Source organism: Prevotella pectinovora (genome assembly GCF_041323955.1).
GTDB lineage: Bacteria > Bacteroidota > Bacteroidia > Bacteroidales > Bacteroidaceae > Prevotella > Prevotella pectinovora.
On sequence record NZ_JBGLIV010000001.1, the window covers coordinates 761,634 to 774,926 of the forward strand.

At 47.7% G+C, this 13,293-nt stretch carries 10 protein-coding genes; 4 read left to right on the top strand and 6 right to left on the bottom strand.

Annotated features, from left to right (window positions below; genetic code table 11):
- The first annotated feature begins 23 nt into the window (after nt 1-23).
- A complete protein-coding gene (locus tag ACDC99_RS03005) occupies nt 24-1,598 on the top strand; it encodes an Rne/Rng family ribonuclease (protein ID WP_022315867.1) in 1,575 nt (524 codons plus the stop codon).
- A 144-nt stretch (nt 1,599-1,742) separates the two neighbouring features.
- On the opposite strand, the gene ACDC99_RS03010 is transcribed toward ACDC99_RS03005, so the two are convergent.
- Nucleotides 1,743-2,945 (bottom strand): C1 family peptidase, encoded by a 1,203-nt coding sequence (locus ACDC99_RS03010; protein WP_288745241.1) that lies wholly within the window; start codon nt 2,943-2,945, stop codon nt 1,743-1,745.
- 67 nt (nt 2,946-3,012) lie between these two features.
- A complete protein-coding gene (locus ACDC99_RS03015; RefSeq protein WP_022315870.1) occupies nt 3,013-4,413 on the bottom strand; it encodes an aminopeptidase P family protein in 1,401 nt (466 codons plus the stop codon).
- A gap of 408 nt (nt 4,414-4,821) precedes the next feature.
- Here ACDC99_RS03015 and ACDC99_RS03020 point away from each other — a divergent pair, with 408 nt between their 5' ends.
- The 3 genes from ACDC99_RS03020 to ACDC99_RS03030 all read left to right on the top strand — a co-directional run bounded on the left by ACDC99_RS03020 (nt 4,822) and on the right by ACDC99_RS03030 (nt 8,690).
- On the top strand, nt 4,822-5,667 hold the full coding sequence (locus tag ACDC99_RS03020; protein ID WP_044080282.1) for a patatin-like phospholipase family protein: 846 nt from the start codon (nt 4,822-4,824) through the stop codon (nt 5,665-5,667).
- 177 nt (nt 5,668-5,844) lie between these two features.
- Nucleotides 5,845-7,845, top strand: a complete 2,001-nt coding sequence (gene ligA / locus ACDC99_RS03025) for an NAD-dependent DNA ligase LigA (protein WP_370755784.1) — start codon at nt 5,845-5,847, stop codon at nt 7,843-7,845.
- Nucleotides 7,846-7,889: 44 nt separating this feature from the next.
- Nucleotides 7,890-8,690, top strand: coding sequence for a TrmH family RNA methyltransferase (locus ACDC99_RS03030; protein WP_022315873.1), 801 nt, complete (start codon nt 7,890-7,892; stop codon nt 8,688-8,690).
- A gap of 154 nt (nt 8,691-8,844) precedes the next feature.
- Here the strand turns inward: ACDC99_RS03030 and ACDC99_RS03035 are convergent, their stop codons facing one another.
- The 4 genes from ACDC99_RS03035 to ACDC99_RS03050 all read right to left on the bottom strand — a co-directional run bounded on the left by ACDC99_RS03035 (nt 8,845) and on the right by ACDC99_RS03050 (nt 13,179).
- Nucleotides 8,845-9,870, bottom strand: coding sequence for an IS110 family RNA-guided transposase (locus tag ACDC99_RS03035; RefSeq protein ID WP_042517114.1), 1,026 nt, complete (start codon nt 9,868-9,870; stop codon nt 8,845-8,847).
- A gap of 458 nt (nt 9,871-10,328) precedes the next feature.
- Nucleotides 10,329-11,090 (bottom strand): MBL fold metallo-hydrolase, encoded by a 762-nt coding sequence (locus tag ACDC99_RS03040; RefSeq protein WP_044073623.1) that lies wholly within the window; start codon nt 11,088-11,090, stop codon nt 10,329-10,331.
- A gap of 5 nt (nt 11,091-11,095) precedes the next feature.
- Nucleotides 11,096-12,109: a UDP-N-acetylmuramate dehydrogenase gene (gene murB, locus ACDC99_RS03045; protein WP_370755786.1), complete on the bottom strand. Its 1,014-nt coding sequence runs from the start codon at nt 12,107-12,109 to the stop codon at nt 11,096-11,098.
- Between the two features lie 230 nt (nt 12,110-12,339).
- The gene (locus tag ACDC99_RS03050) at nt 12,340-13,179 is read right to left on the bottom strand and encodes a DUF4348 domain-containing protein (protein ID WP_022315877.1); all 840 of its coding nucleotides are present in this window, start codon (nt 13,177-13,179) and stop codon (nt 12,340-12,342) included.
- Nucleotides 13,180-13,293 lie beyond the last annotated feature (114 nt).

Here is a 13,293-nt window from a genome sequence, read left to right on the forward strand (position 1 = left end):
AATCAAGTTTTTGTATTTAGGACATGACAAGCGAATTAGTAATCGACGTTCAACAGAAAGAAATCTCCATCGCCCTTCTTGAAGACAAGAATCTCGTGGAGTATCAGAACGAGCCGAGGTCGGCGTCGTTTTCTGTTGGAAACATCTACGTGGCAAAAGTCAAGAAGCTGATGCCTGGCTTGAATGCAAGCTTTGTAGATGTGGGCTATGAGCGTGATGCCTTTCTACACTATCTTGACCTCGGGAGTCAGTTCAACTCCTATGAAAAGTATATCAAACAGGTACAGAGCGACAGAAAGAAACTTTATCCCTTTGCCAAGGCGATGAGACTGCCCGACTTGAAGAAGGACGGCTCAGTGCAGAGCGAATTGCAGCAGGGACAGGAGGTACTGGTGCAAATCGTAAAAGAACCCATTTCAACGAAGGGACCGCGACTGACATGCGAATTGAGTTTCGCCGGACGTTACCTGGTCCTTATTCCATTTGATGATAAAGTTTCTGTTTCATCCAAAATTAAAAGCGGCGAGGAAAGGGCAAGACTCAAACAGCTCATCCACAGCATCAAGCCAAAGAACGTGGGCGTTATTGTGCGCACCGTGGCTGAGGGAAAGCGTGTGGCTGAACTGGACACAGAGCTGAAGGTACTGATGAAGCGGTGGGAGGACGCTATCAAGAAAGTACAGGAAACCCAAAAACGCCCGCAGTTGGTTTACGAAGAGACAAGCCGCGTCGTAGCAATGCTCCGCGACCTCTTCAACCCCTCGTACGAAAACATCTACGTGAATGACGAGGAGGTGTATAAGGAGGTGAAGCATTATGTAACGCTCATCGCTCCTGAGAAAGCAAACATCGTGAAGCTTTACAAGGGAACGGTGCCTATCTTTGACAACTTCAACGTAACAAAGCAGATCAAGTCGAGCTTCGGAAAGATTGTAAACTATAAGCATGGTGCTTATCTTATCATAGAACACACCGAAGCCCTTCATGTCGTTGATGTGAACAGCGGAAACCGCACACGTTCAAACAACGGACAGGAGGCTAATGCACTTGACGTGAACCTCGGAGCTGCTGATGAGCTGGCCCGCCAGTTGCGTCTTCGCGATATGGGCGGCATCATCGTGGTGGACTTCATCGACATGAGCCTTGCCGAGGACCGTCAGATTCTTTATGAACGCATGTGCAAGAACATGCAGAAAGACCGTGCACGCCACAATATCCTGCCGCTGAGCAAGTTCGGACTGATGCAGATAACGCGTCAGCGTGTGCGTCCAGCCATGGATGTCAATGTGGAAGAGACCTGCCCTACATGCTTTGGAAAGGGAAAGATAAAGTCGAGCATACTTTTCACAGACCAGTTGGAGAACAAAATTGACAAGTTGGTCAACAAGATAGGAATAAAGAATTTCTATCTTCACGTACATCCGTATGTGGCTGCTTATATCAATCAGGGTATTTTCAGCCTTAAGCGTAAGTGGCAGATGAAATACGGATTTGGCGTACATGTCGTTTCTTCTCAGAAGATGGCTTTCTTGCAGTATGAATTCTATGACAGCAAGAAAGAGTTCATCGACATGAAGGAAGAGAGCGAGACGATGTAACAAGCGTAAAAGTAGTACAATCATGGTGCGGCATCATACAGCCGTAGCTGATAGGAAAGGCAAAAAACTTACAACAAAAAAATCGGGAAGCGGACCAATTGTCCTGCTTCCCGAATTTTTTGTTATTGTAGTTATCCTGTTGAATCAGATACCGAGTTTCTTTCTAATATCCTTAGGAATGGCGTTCTTGTTAACCATGAAGTCCATAACCTTGTAAGCGCTGAAAGTCTTTGTCATATACCAGATTCCCTTGTAGTCGCCATACTCACCCCAAGAGTTTTTGATCATATAGTATTCCTTGCCGTTCTGGTCTTTTGCCAGACCGAAGAGGTGCATACCGTGGTCGTCTGTTGTCTCCCAATTGTCGAAAGCCTCCTGGCGCATCTCCTGTGTGAGCTTAACCTCAGGAGTGTTTACACCGAGAGAGTCGAGGAGATTTGTCTTCTGAGACTGAGTGAGCTTGAGCCATTTTGCAGCATCGCTTCCAGAAAGGCTCTGAACAGCCTTTGTGTCGATGGCAACAGCGAGACCCTGACGTGTGAAGCCCTGCTCTGAAACGTCGCCACCCCACATTACGCTGTAACCATTGTTGATAGCGTTGTCGATGATGCGGTTGATGTCCTCAACAGGAACGTTGTAGCTCATACCCCAGCGCCAGTTGTCCTGTACCTCTACAGCGAATGGCTTGTAGAATGGGTGGTGAGTGTAGCTTGTGATGCTTACATAGTCGTTCCAATCCAGACCGAAGCTGTCAGCGAATGTTCTTGGAGTGTAGGTCTTTCCCTCATACTTGAAAGACTCTGGGCACTTGCCGAGATAAGTGTCGAGGATAGCCTGCAGACCCTTCTTCCATGCTGGAGACAATTTCTTCATGTTGCTCTTTGCTACAGCCTCTACGTATGGAGTCATTACAGCGAAGAACTCGTTGAAGTTGTTCAGAGAGTCACCATAGAGTGAGCCAGGTGCCGGCATAGCGTCCTCTGGGCAGATACCATAGTTTTTCAGGCAGTACAATGGATCCTCAGCAGAACCACCCTGAGAGAATGAAACGTCACCATGCATGCGAACTGCAGTGATAGCGCGGTCCATGTAAGTCTTGTTTGCAACAAAAGCCTCGCAGAGGTCTACGCTCTTGCCAGTCTTTCTCAAGATTTCGCTCTCGAAGAAAGAGAGAGTAGAGTAGTCCCAGCAGGTACCGCTTCTGCTCTGGTCCTTGATGCTTGTGATCTTACATTCTTTGATTGTGGTGAATACCGGCTTGTTCTTGTTTGCCGATTCCTTCTTCTCCTGAGCATTGGCTCCCATAGCGAGGCAAGCCAAGAGGGCTAACGTTAGAATTTTTTTCATTTTGTATTGTTTATAAATAAATTAATGTTTTATGATTTTCTGCGTTTTATATCATGTAATCATGAACTTAGTTCTTGCTCATGAAATCCTCAACGTCTTTTGGATGATATGGGATACGCTCCTCGCCGAGGAAGCGGCAGCCGTCGCTTGTGATGAGAATGTCGTCCTCGATACGGATTCCACCGAAATCCTTGTATGTCTCCAGCTTTTCATAGTTGATGAAGTCCTTGTGGAGACCCTTAGCGCGCCATTCGTCGATGAGGGCTGGGATGAAGTAGATTCCCGGTTCGTCTGTAACAACGAAGCCTTCTTCAAGTCGGCGGCCCATGCGCAGGCAGTTTGTTCCGAACTGCTCCAGATTAGGTCTTGTTTCATCGTCAAAGCCCACGTAGGTTTGTCCGAGTCCCTCCATGTCGTGTACGTCCATACCCATCATGTGGCCCAGTCCGTGAGGCAGGAACATGGCGTGAGCGCCAGCCCTTACAGCCTCCTCCGTATCGCCCATCATGAGTCCGAGCTCCTTCAGTCTGTCTGTCATAAGGCGGCAAACGTCCATGTGCACGTCGAAATACTTGACGCCAGGCTTTGAAATTTTCAAGGCGAGGTCGTGGCAATCCTCCACGATAGAATAAATCTCAAGCTGTCTTTGAGTGAATTTTCCGTTTACAGGGAATGTTCTGGTATTGTCAGAGCAATAGTGTTCCATTGTCTCGCCGCCACAGTCGCAGAGAGCCAGTCGTCCGCTTTCGAGCACTGCCATAGAAGGATTTCCGTGCATAATCTCACCATGCTGTGAGAAGATTGTAGGGAAGCTTACCATCGCACCATACGAGTTGGCAATACCGTTTACCTGTCCGCCTACGTATTTCTCTGTCACTCCAGGCTTTGTCACACGCATCGCTGTGGTGTGCATCTTGTAACCGATAGCGCAAGCACGCTCGATTTCCTCGATTTCCTGCTGTTCCTTGGTAGAACGCATCTTCACCACTGCCTTTATCAGTTCAACAGATGCAGCCTCGCGCTGTTTGCTTGGATGAATGCCGAGCAGGTCGAAAATCTGTATCATGGTGTCATGACGGTAAGGCGGCAGGAAATGTATCGTGCGTTTCTCTTTCATGGCGTTGTCGCAGATAACCTGAAGCTGCTTCATCGGTGCGCTTTCTTTCACTCCTGCGTGTTCTGCCATATCATGAACGCTGTCAACGCTTCCATACCATACGATGTCGTCGATATCGATGTCGTTGCCGATAAGCAACTCCTTGTCGTTGTCAACGTCGATTACTCCAACGAGTCCGTCTCTCTTCGGTCCGAAATAATAAAGGAAAGTAGAGTCCTGACGGAATGGATAATATCCGTTAGCCGGGAAATTCGCCGGAGACTCATTGTTGCCGAAAAGGATTATGATACCGCTCTTTACGAGCTTCTTGAGCTCGGCGCGTCGGTTGACGTAGGTTTCTTTGCTGAACATATCGTGTGTTTTATCTTTATATTATAAATATGTGAAATCGAGTCGCTTTGTACAATTTCATTGTCGTGACTCCTTGTATCTAAATCAGCGTTGTGACAGATTTGAGAAGTCTTTGCAAATTTGAATTTACATGCTATGAAACATTGATCAAGTTGATTCTTCTGTTTTTCTTTTGTTACATTGAAGGTTCACATCGGAGCCAAATGAGCAAAACGAGACATGCCCAATCTTTGCCATGGCAAGAAAAAGCTGCACGGTTGTGCAAGTTTTCTCTTTGCAAAGATAGATATAATTGCTTGAAAAGCATTATCTTTGCATAGAATTTTATAGATTTTTCGTTATAATTCCTTTAATACGTGTAGCTTTTACAAGCTATATAGGCTCTTTTTAGGGAAAAAACAGATACTTATGAAAGTAAATTGGAACACGGGATTAGTACTTGAGGGAGGCGGTATGCGTGGCGTCTTCACCAGCGGAGTGCTTGACGGATTCATGAAACACGACGTGTATTTCCACTATGTCGTGGCTGTTTCGGCAGGTGCCTGCAACGGCTTGTCATACATGAGTCATCAGATAAGGAGAGCGCGCATCTCAAACATCGATTTTCTCCTCAAGTATAAATACATCGGTCTGCGCTACCTCTTCTCGCAGGGATGCATCATCGACCGCAAGCTTCTTTACGAAGATTTTCCCGAAAAGCTGTTGCCTTATGATTACGATGCATACTTCAACAATCCCGATGAGTTTGAGATGGTCACAACGAATTGTCTTACCGGCAGACCGTGTTATCTCTCGGAGCGAAAGGACAAGCAGCGTCTTATCGATATCGTGATGGCATCGAGCAGTCTGCCATACGTGAGCAAGATTGTGAACGTAGACGGTGTGCCTATGCTCGACGGGGGTATAGTAGACAGCATCCCGCTGATGCGCTCTATAGAGAGGGGACACAAGACCAATGTGCTTGTGCTCACCCGCAACAAAGGCTACCGTTTGACAGAACACGACCATAAGATTCCCCATTTCATATACAAGGGCTATCCTCGTCTGCGTGTGGCGCTGAGCCATCGCTGCGAGGCTTACAACCGTCAGCTCGATATGATTGACGAGATGGAAGAGAAGGGTGAGATAATATGTATACGTCCTGAGAGACCGATGGAGGTGGGGCGCTTGGAGAGAGACCTTGACAAACTCGAACGTCTATACGAGGAAGGCTTCATGCTCGGAGAGAAGTTTTGCATGGAGTATATGCAGTAGGCATTCTCTCTTCTCCGGACATTGCATATAAAACTATCCGTGAATCATGACAATGACCGGAAGGTTCAATTCGGTTTATGGATTTGAGGGGAAACTTCACAGAATATCATTTTGTTTGATGATAACTCGTATATCATGCAGATTTTGTAACTTTGAATTTTAATAGCAATCATTATAATGGACGAAAGACAGAGAATACTGCAGCTCAGGAAAGAGTTGCATGATTATAACTATAAATACTACGTGCTCAACCAACCGGAAATCACTGACCAGCAGTTTGATTTCATGATGCACGAACTGCAAGACCTTGAGGCGAGACATCCCGAACTTGCCGACCCGAACTCACCAACGCAGCGAGTGGGTAGCGACCTCGGACATGATTTCCAGCAGGTGGCACACAAGTATCCGATGCTCTCACTTGCCAATACATACAATGAACAGGATGTGGCAGAGTGGTACGACAGTGTGAAGCGTGGACTCGGAGGAGAGGATTTCGAGGTGTGCTGCGAGATGAAATACGACGGTCTTTCAATCAGTCTGACATACGTAGACGGTAAACTCATGAGAGGCGTTACCCGAGGCGATGGAGTGCATGGCGACGATGTGACCGACAATGTGAAGACCATCCGTTGCATCCCTCTCGTGCTGCCTGGCACTGGCTATCCTCATGAGTTTGAGATAAGAGGCGAGATTCTGATGCCGTGGAAAGTGTTTGAGCGTCTCAATGAGGAACGGGAGAAGGCAGAAGAACCACTTTTCGCCAATCCGCGCAATGCGGCGAGCGGAACGCTGAAGAGCCAGAGTTCGGCTCTCGTGGCAAGTCGTCAGCTCGATGCCTATCTGTATTATCTACTTGGCGAAGAACTGCCTGCTGACGGTCATTATGAGAACCTTATGGAAGCGAGCCGTTGGGGATTCAAGATCAGTCAGGGCATGAAGAAAGTGAAGACACTCGAAGAAATTTATGAATATATACGTTATTGGGACGCGGAGCGTAAGAACCTTCCCGTTGCCACCGACGGTATTGTGCTCAAGGTGAACTCCCTGCGGCAGCAGCGCATCCTCGGTTATACTGCCAAGAGTCCACGTTGGGCTATAGCCTATAAATACAAGGCGGAGAGAGCCTGCACGAAGCTCAACGAAGTGACATTCCAGGTGGGCAGGACGGGTGCTGTCACTCCTGTGGCTAATATGGACCCTGTGCAGTTGGCTGGAACCACTGTCAAGCGGGCTACACTCAACAACGAGGACTTCATACGTAGTCTTGACCTGCATATCGGTGATTATGTTTATGTGGAGAAAGGCGGAGAGATAATTCCAAAGATTGTAGGCGTTGACATCGACCAGCGTCCGATCATAGCCCAGCCCGTCCGTTTCATCACCCATTGTCCGGAGTGTGGCACACGCCTCGTGCGCTACGAGGGTGAGGCCGCATGGTATTGTCCGAACGATGCCGGTTGTCCTCCTCAGATAAAGGGGCGCATAGAGCATTTCATCTCCCGCAAGGCGATGAATATCGACAGTATCGGGCCGGAGACCGTTGACGACTTCTACCGTCAGGGACTTGTGCATAATGTTGCCGACCTCTACACCATCAACGTGCAACAGATCAATGGCGACGGCAGCCGTCAGAAGTCAGCCATGAAGATTATCAATGGCATTGAGGCATCCAAGCAAGTGCCTTTTGAACGGGTGGTATTCGCCCTCGGAATCCGTTTCGTGGGAGAGACATCAGGAAAACTCATTGCACGCCATTTCAAGAATATCGATGCACTGAAAGATGCCACTCTGGAGCAGCTTCTCGAGATCGACGGCATTGGCGAAGTGATGGCAAAAAGCATAATGACGTATTTCCACAACGAGCAGAATCTCGAGATTGTCGAAAGGTTGCGAAGCTACGGTCTGCAGATGGCTCTGAGCGAGGAGCAGACAGCACAAGCCTCCGACAGACTCAAGGGAAAGAGCATCGTCATAAGCGGAGTGTTCCAGCATCATAGCCGTGACGAATACAAACTGATGATTGAGCAGCATGGCGGAAAGAATGTGGGGAGCATCAGCGGCAAGACGTCCTTTATCCTTGCAGGCGACAACATGGGACCGTCGAAATTGCAGAAGGCTGAAAAGCTCAGTATACAGATCGTCAGCGAAGATGATTTCCTGAATATGATAGAAGAATGATGGGCAACTTGTCAACTCGTCAACTTGTCAACAAATAAAACACTATGCCAATAATAAGAGTAACATCGCTCTCAGAGCCGGGACTTGAAGTATACGGTTCGCTGACAGAGCGTCAGTTGAAATCCTTCTATGACGATTTGGGAGGATTGTTCATCGCCGAGAGCCCTAAGGTGATAAAGGTAGCATTGGATGCAGGCTACGAGCCAGTGTCTGTCTTGTGTGAGGAAAAGCATATCGAGGGTGATGCCAAGGATATTATCCGCCGCTCCGGAGACATCCCCGTGTATATAGGCGAACGTGACCTTCTCGCTTCGCTCACGGGATATACGCTAACGAGAGGTGTGCTGTGTGCTATGCGTCGAAAACCAACTGTCAGCATAGCTGATGTGTGCCGGGATGCACATCGTGTGGCTGTGATAAACGGGGTGGTTGACAATACCAACATCGGTGCGATATTCCGTTCTGCGGCGGCTTTGGGCATTGATGCCGTTGTGGTGACGAGCAATTCCTGCGACCCGCTCAACCGCCGTTCTGTCAGAGTGTCGATGGGAACGGTGTTCCTTGTGCCATGGACGTGGTCTGACGATTATCAGCAGGAGCTCAACGCTCTGGGTTTCAAGACAGTAGCTATGGCACTTACCGACAAGTCTGTTGCCATTGACGACGAACGGTTGAAGGCTGAAAACAAACTTGCAATAATTATGGGCACAGAGGGCGACGGACTGCCCCAGTATGCCATCGACGCAGCCGACTATGTGGCACGTATACCGATGTCGTATAATGTGGATTCGCTGAATGTTGCGGCAGCTTCGGCTGTGGCGTTCTGGGAACTGAGAAACAGATGACGCTGTTTCTCTTCATACAATGAAAATCGGTCGTTAGAGCTTAGTATCAAAACAAATTCGTGATACTTTTATATTGCTCTAATGACCGATTTTTGGGATTATCCCAAATCGCTTTCTATGTTAATATCCAAATGTTTTGACCATTATTTTCAATTTATGCTGAGATTTTATATTCAGGGGTGAATGTTTGGCGATTTCTGACCATGGCTGTGACCAAATGTACAAGTTTGTTCTTGACATTGTTCAGTGCAACCTGCTTCTTCTTTCCTCGTTCTACGAGGCGCATGTAGTACCTCGCCATAATGGGATTGAAGTTGACGGCAGCTAGTGCCGCTTGCGTCAGCATGGCCTTTATCTGGCGGTTAGCCATATAATGTACATGCGGATCGGAATGCACACTGGTTCCCGAATCTTTGCCAAATGGAGCTAGGCCGTAATAGCAGGCAATCTTGCGTGAGTCGTAGTTGAAACGCCGGAAGTTGTCGGTGTACACCATCAGGCACACAGCGTTCTGCGTTCCTATGCCAGGCACCGAGGTCACGATGGTGAACACCTCGGTGAGTTCCTCGTCCGACTTGATGAGATCGGCAATGCGCTTATCTATCTTCTCTATCTCCTTATTGAGTTCAGAGACGATGTGCCGTCCGCTCTGCGAAATCATTGTCTTGACTGGCGACTTCTCCATAGTGAGTCGCTTTTCGCCTCTACGCACCTGGAAACTGCATCTGTGTCTTACGATCATCTGACGGTATAGGAACAGCTCACGCAGTTGTGTAAGCGACTCGCTAAGAGGCTCGTACATAACGGCTTTATCGTAATTCCTCATGGCGTATTCTGCAATCATCGAGGCGTCAGCACGGTCAGACTTCAATCGTCTAAGACCAGATGCGTCTTTGATGCTCTTTGCGTTCTCAAGCCACATGTCGTAGCCTTTACCGTAGAGGAAGTTGCACAGTCCCTTGCTGTAGTCGCCCGTGTTCTCGCCACAGAAGAGCCACAAGGACGAGTCGATACCGCAGGAATTCTGCTCAACCCACTTGACCAACTGCCTATAGCCAGACACGGTTGTCTTGAACTCGTTGAACACTCTAGCAGCGGTTTCTGCCAGTCCGTCTGCAAAAAGGATAGCCACATCAACTTTTTCTTTCGAAAAATCAACTCCGATAAATAAATTCTTCATAACTTTGTACGAGTTATATTGTGTAGAATTGGTCAATAGTTGTATGGACTAACACTCTAACAAGGCTCAGAGCCGATAACTTTCTATCTGGTCTTTGCAACTATGTCGATGAGGACCTAAACGATTTATAGCTTTACGGCTGGGTCATTAGCTGGTTTACCTCTTCGACAGACCGATTCTACCTTTTTACAACAAAGGTACGAAACTGTCTTTAGCAATCATAGTTTTACCTTGATTATTTTGGAGTTTATGCGACTTCGTCGCAATCTTCTGCAAACTTAGAGGTCATTAGGGCTTGCTTGGATTTTGTTTTTTAGAAGAGTGGATTTTGTTTGGCTTTTAATGAGTAATAGCGAGCTATTGCGAATTAAAAAACGGACAAAAGACGCCTTATAAAAAGCAAAACACTGCAAGCAGTTATAAAAAATACATGGAACGGTCTAATGATCGTTTTGGGATTATATCTCTACCACCTCTCCGTCGTAAGACAAATGTATCCCTTCTGGAAGTTTCTGCTCAGCCTCGTCAAACAGTCCGATGTCGTGGCACATGTGGGTGAGGAACACTTGCTTGGCGCTTGTCTTGCGTGCAAACTCGAGGGCCTCGTCCACGAGCATGTGGGAATGGTGAGGCTTGGTGAAGCGAAGGGCATTTACCACCAGATAGTCAATGTCTTGCAGATAGTCGATTTCTCCCTCCGGTATGGTCTTCATATCTGTTATGTAGGCGAGCCTGCCTATCTTATAGCCCAGTATAGGCAGCTTGTCGTGCATCACCTGTAGGGGTATGACCGTCAGCTCGTTGATCTTCAGTTCCTGGTGAGGATGAATATCATGCAGACTGATTTTGGGCACACCGGGGTAGGGATGTTCCACGAAGCAGTATGGCATCATGGACCGGAGACTTTTTTCAGAAATGGAATCGCTGTAGACATTGATGTCGCCGAATTGACAGAAAGGCCGCAAATCATCCATTCCTCCTACGTGGTCGTAGTGGGAGTGTGTCACGAGCACGGCGTCTATCTTGCGGAATTCCTGTCTGAGCATCTGTTCCCTGAAGTCCGGTCCGCAGTCTATCACAATCCTTGTCTGTTCCGTTTCCACCATTGCCGAGCATCTGGTGCGCCTGTCGCGAGGATCATGGCTCTTGCAAACTTTGCAAGAGCAGCCTATCGTGGGCACACCAACCGATGTTCCTGTTCCGAGAAATGTAAGTTTCATATATATCAGATGATATTTACTTCGGGATGGATGTCGATGCCGAACTTCTTTTCCACGTCGTTGCGGATGCGGTCGCATAGCGCCACGATGTCATTGCCGGTGGCACCGCCCTTGTTCACGAGCACGAGGGCCTGTTTGGAGTGTACTCCGGCTCTGCCCAGCGTCTTGCCTTTCCATCCGCATTGGTCTATCATCCATCCAGCCGGAATCTTCTCGTGTGTGTCGTCCACATCGTAGTGAGGCATCTGTGGATATTTCTTGAGCAGTTCGTTGAACTTGTCCTTGCTTACCAAGGGGTTCATGAAGAAGCTGCCGGCGTTGCCTTCCACCTTAGGGTCAGGCAGCTTGGCGTCGCGGATCTTAATTATGGCGTTGCGCAGCTCGGCAGCCGTCGGGTCGCTGATACCCTCCTTGTCGAGTTCCGCACGGATGTTGCCGTAGTCGAGATGCGGGTTGAATACCAGCGACAGCTTGTAGGTCACGTGGGTAATCAGATATTTGTTCTTCCAGTCCTCCTTGAAACGGCTCTTGCGGTAGGCATACTCACACTGTTCGTTGGTGAAGTAGCAAGATTTGCCTGTGGCAATCTCCACAGCCTCCACTTTGTATATTATGTCCTTCACTTCAGCACCATACGCGCCGATGTTCTGTACAGCCGAGGCACCCACCTCACCAGGGATGAGCGACAGGTTTTCCGTGCCATACCATCCGTGTGCCACGCAGTGTGCCACGACATCGTCCCATGTTTCTCCGCTGCCGCATCTCACGAGCACTCCGCCATCGATGAATGTGGAGCTGATGCCCTTGATGGCAGAATGGAGCACGGTGCCGTTGAAGTCTTTTGTCAGCAACAGATTACTTCCGCCACCGAGAAGCAACAACGGCATGTCCTCGTCGCTTATGTTCTTCACTGTCTCCTTGGCTTCCGCCACGCTGGAGAACTCTATGAAGCGGCTGCATTTGGCATCGATGCCAAATGTGTTGTGCTGTGCCAGACTGTAGTTTCGTAAATCTTTCACTTTCTTTCTTTTTTTAAGTTTAAATTTAATTATCCTGAATTCTTGAATCTTTCAAAATCGCAGTGTAATTTCCTTGATGTTGCCTGCCTATACCTTTTTTATCCTTCAGACCGGTCTTGTCGGCTGATAGGGTTTTGAAAAGTGCGGTCGGAATTGAAAAACTCCCGTCGGCAGTTCTATTTGAACACTGCCGATAGGAGTCTTTCATGTATTATTGATTTTTTTCTTTTTTATTCTGAGAGTCGTGTCAGGAGCCATTTCTTGCCCCTTCTTACGAATGTCAGTTCCATCTCCATACCGTTGGCAATGCCTCGCATCACGAGAATCTTCTGGTTGCTCTGCGTGTATTTCTGTCCATACATTATGTTGTATATGAATCCAGAAGGCAACTCAGGAGCGAAAGCAGGCCATGTTTCTGGCAGGATGTCTCCGCTCATCGTGCTGAAGTCATCATCAGGGTCAGGACCATTGAAATGTATCGGGGAATTCAGATGGTGTGCCTGATAAGTCGAGTCGGTAGCGAATTTCTGATAGAAGTTGAGGAATGAGGCATTGTTGTTCTGATACATCGCCCCCGTGTTCACCTCCACGAGCATCCACTGTCCGTTTATGCGGTTGAAGATGTATTGTTTCACCTTCTTTTTCTTCAGATAGATTTTCTCCACCACTACATTGTTTATCGACGTGTCTTTCACGAGCTTCATCTGCTTGCGGTTGTCGAAGATAAGCGTGTAGTAACCCTGGTTCATAAAGAAATGTTCCATCTTCCATTGCCCCTTTTCGAGCAACTTCTCCGTTTTGCCGTTTACCACCTTCAGCGGAAACTTGATTCTCTTCATCTGCAGCTTTTTGTTTGCGGCGAAATTGAAGATGAAATCGTCAAACAACTCATCGGCTGCCTTTGGCATCGGCTGTTCCGTGATGAGCTGTTCCAGTGTGTCGGCAGCTGTTGTGTCGGTGGAGTCGGTCATCGTGGAGTCGGCTCCGGATGCTTTCTTGTCAGCGCATCCCGTTGTCGTCAGCATCATCGTGACGATTGTGATGACAACAAATAGAAATCCTTTTCTCATTGTCTTATTATACCGAGAAATAATCTTTTAGAATAATGTTTACTCTCAAATTTTCGCAAAAGTACATATTTTATCATATACTGTGCAAACATTTTCTTTAAAATTTTCGTTATA

What these genes read in the sequence shown, in the direction of transcription:
- ACDC99_RS03035 (WP_042517114.1), bottom strand. Translation starts at nt 9,870, where the DNA reads ATGAAGAATTTATTTATCGGAGTTGATTTTTCGAAAGAAAAAGTTGAT.
- ACDC99_RS03030 (WP_022315873.1), top strand. Translation starts at nt 7,890, where the DNA reads ATGCCAATAATAAGAGTAACATCGCTCTCAGAGCCGGGACTTGAAGTA.
- ACDC99_RS03005 (WP_022315867.1), top strand. Translation starts at nt 24, where the DNA reads ATGACAAGCGAATTAGTAATCGACGTTCAACAGAAAGAAATCTCCATC.
- ACDC99_RS03020 (WP_044080282.1), top strand. Translation starts at nt 4,822, where the DNA reads ATGAAAGTAAATTGGAACACGGGATTAGTACTTGAGGGAGGCGGTATG.
- ACDC99_RS03015 (WP_022315870.1), bottom strand. Translation starts at nt 4,413, where the DNA reads ATGTTCAGCAAAGAAACCTACGTCAACCGACGCGCCGAGCTCAAGAAG.
- ACDC99_RS03040 (WP_044073623.1), bottom strand. Translation starts at nt 11,090, where the DNA reads ATGAAACTTACATTTCTCGGAACAGGAACATCGGTTGGTGTGCCCACG.
- ACDC99_RS03010 (WP_288745241.1), bottom strand. Translation starts at nt 2,945, where the DNA reads ATGAAAAAAATTCTAACGTTAGCCCTCTTGGCTTGCCTCGCTATGGGA.
- ligA (WP_370755784.1), top strand. Translation starts at nt 5,845, where the DNA reads ATGGACGAAAGACAGAGAATACTGCAGCTCAGGAAAGAGTTGCATGAT.
- ACDC99_RS03050 (WP_022315877.1), bottom strand. Translation starts at nt 13,179, where the DNA reads ATGAGAAAAGGATTTCTATTTGTTGTCATCACAATCGTCACGATGATG.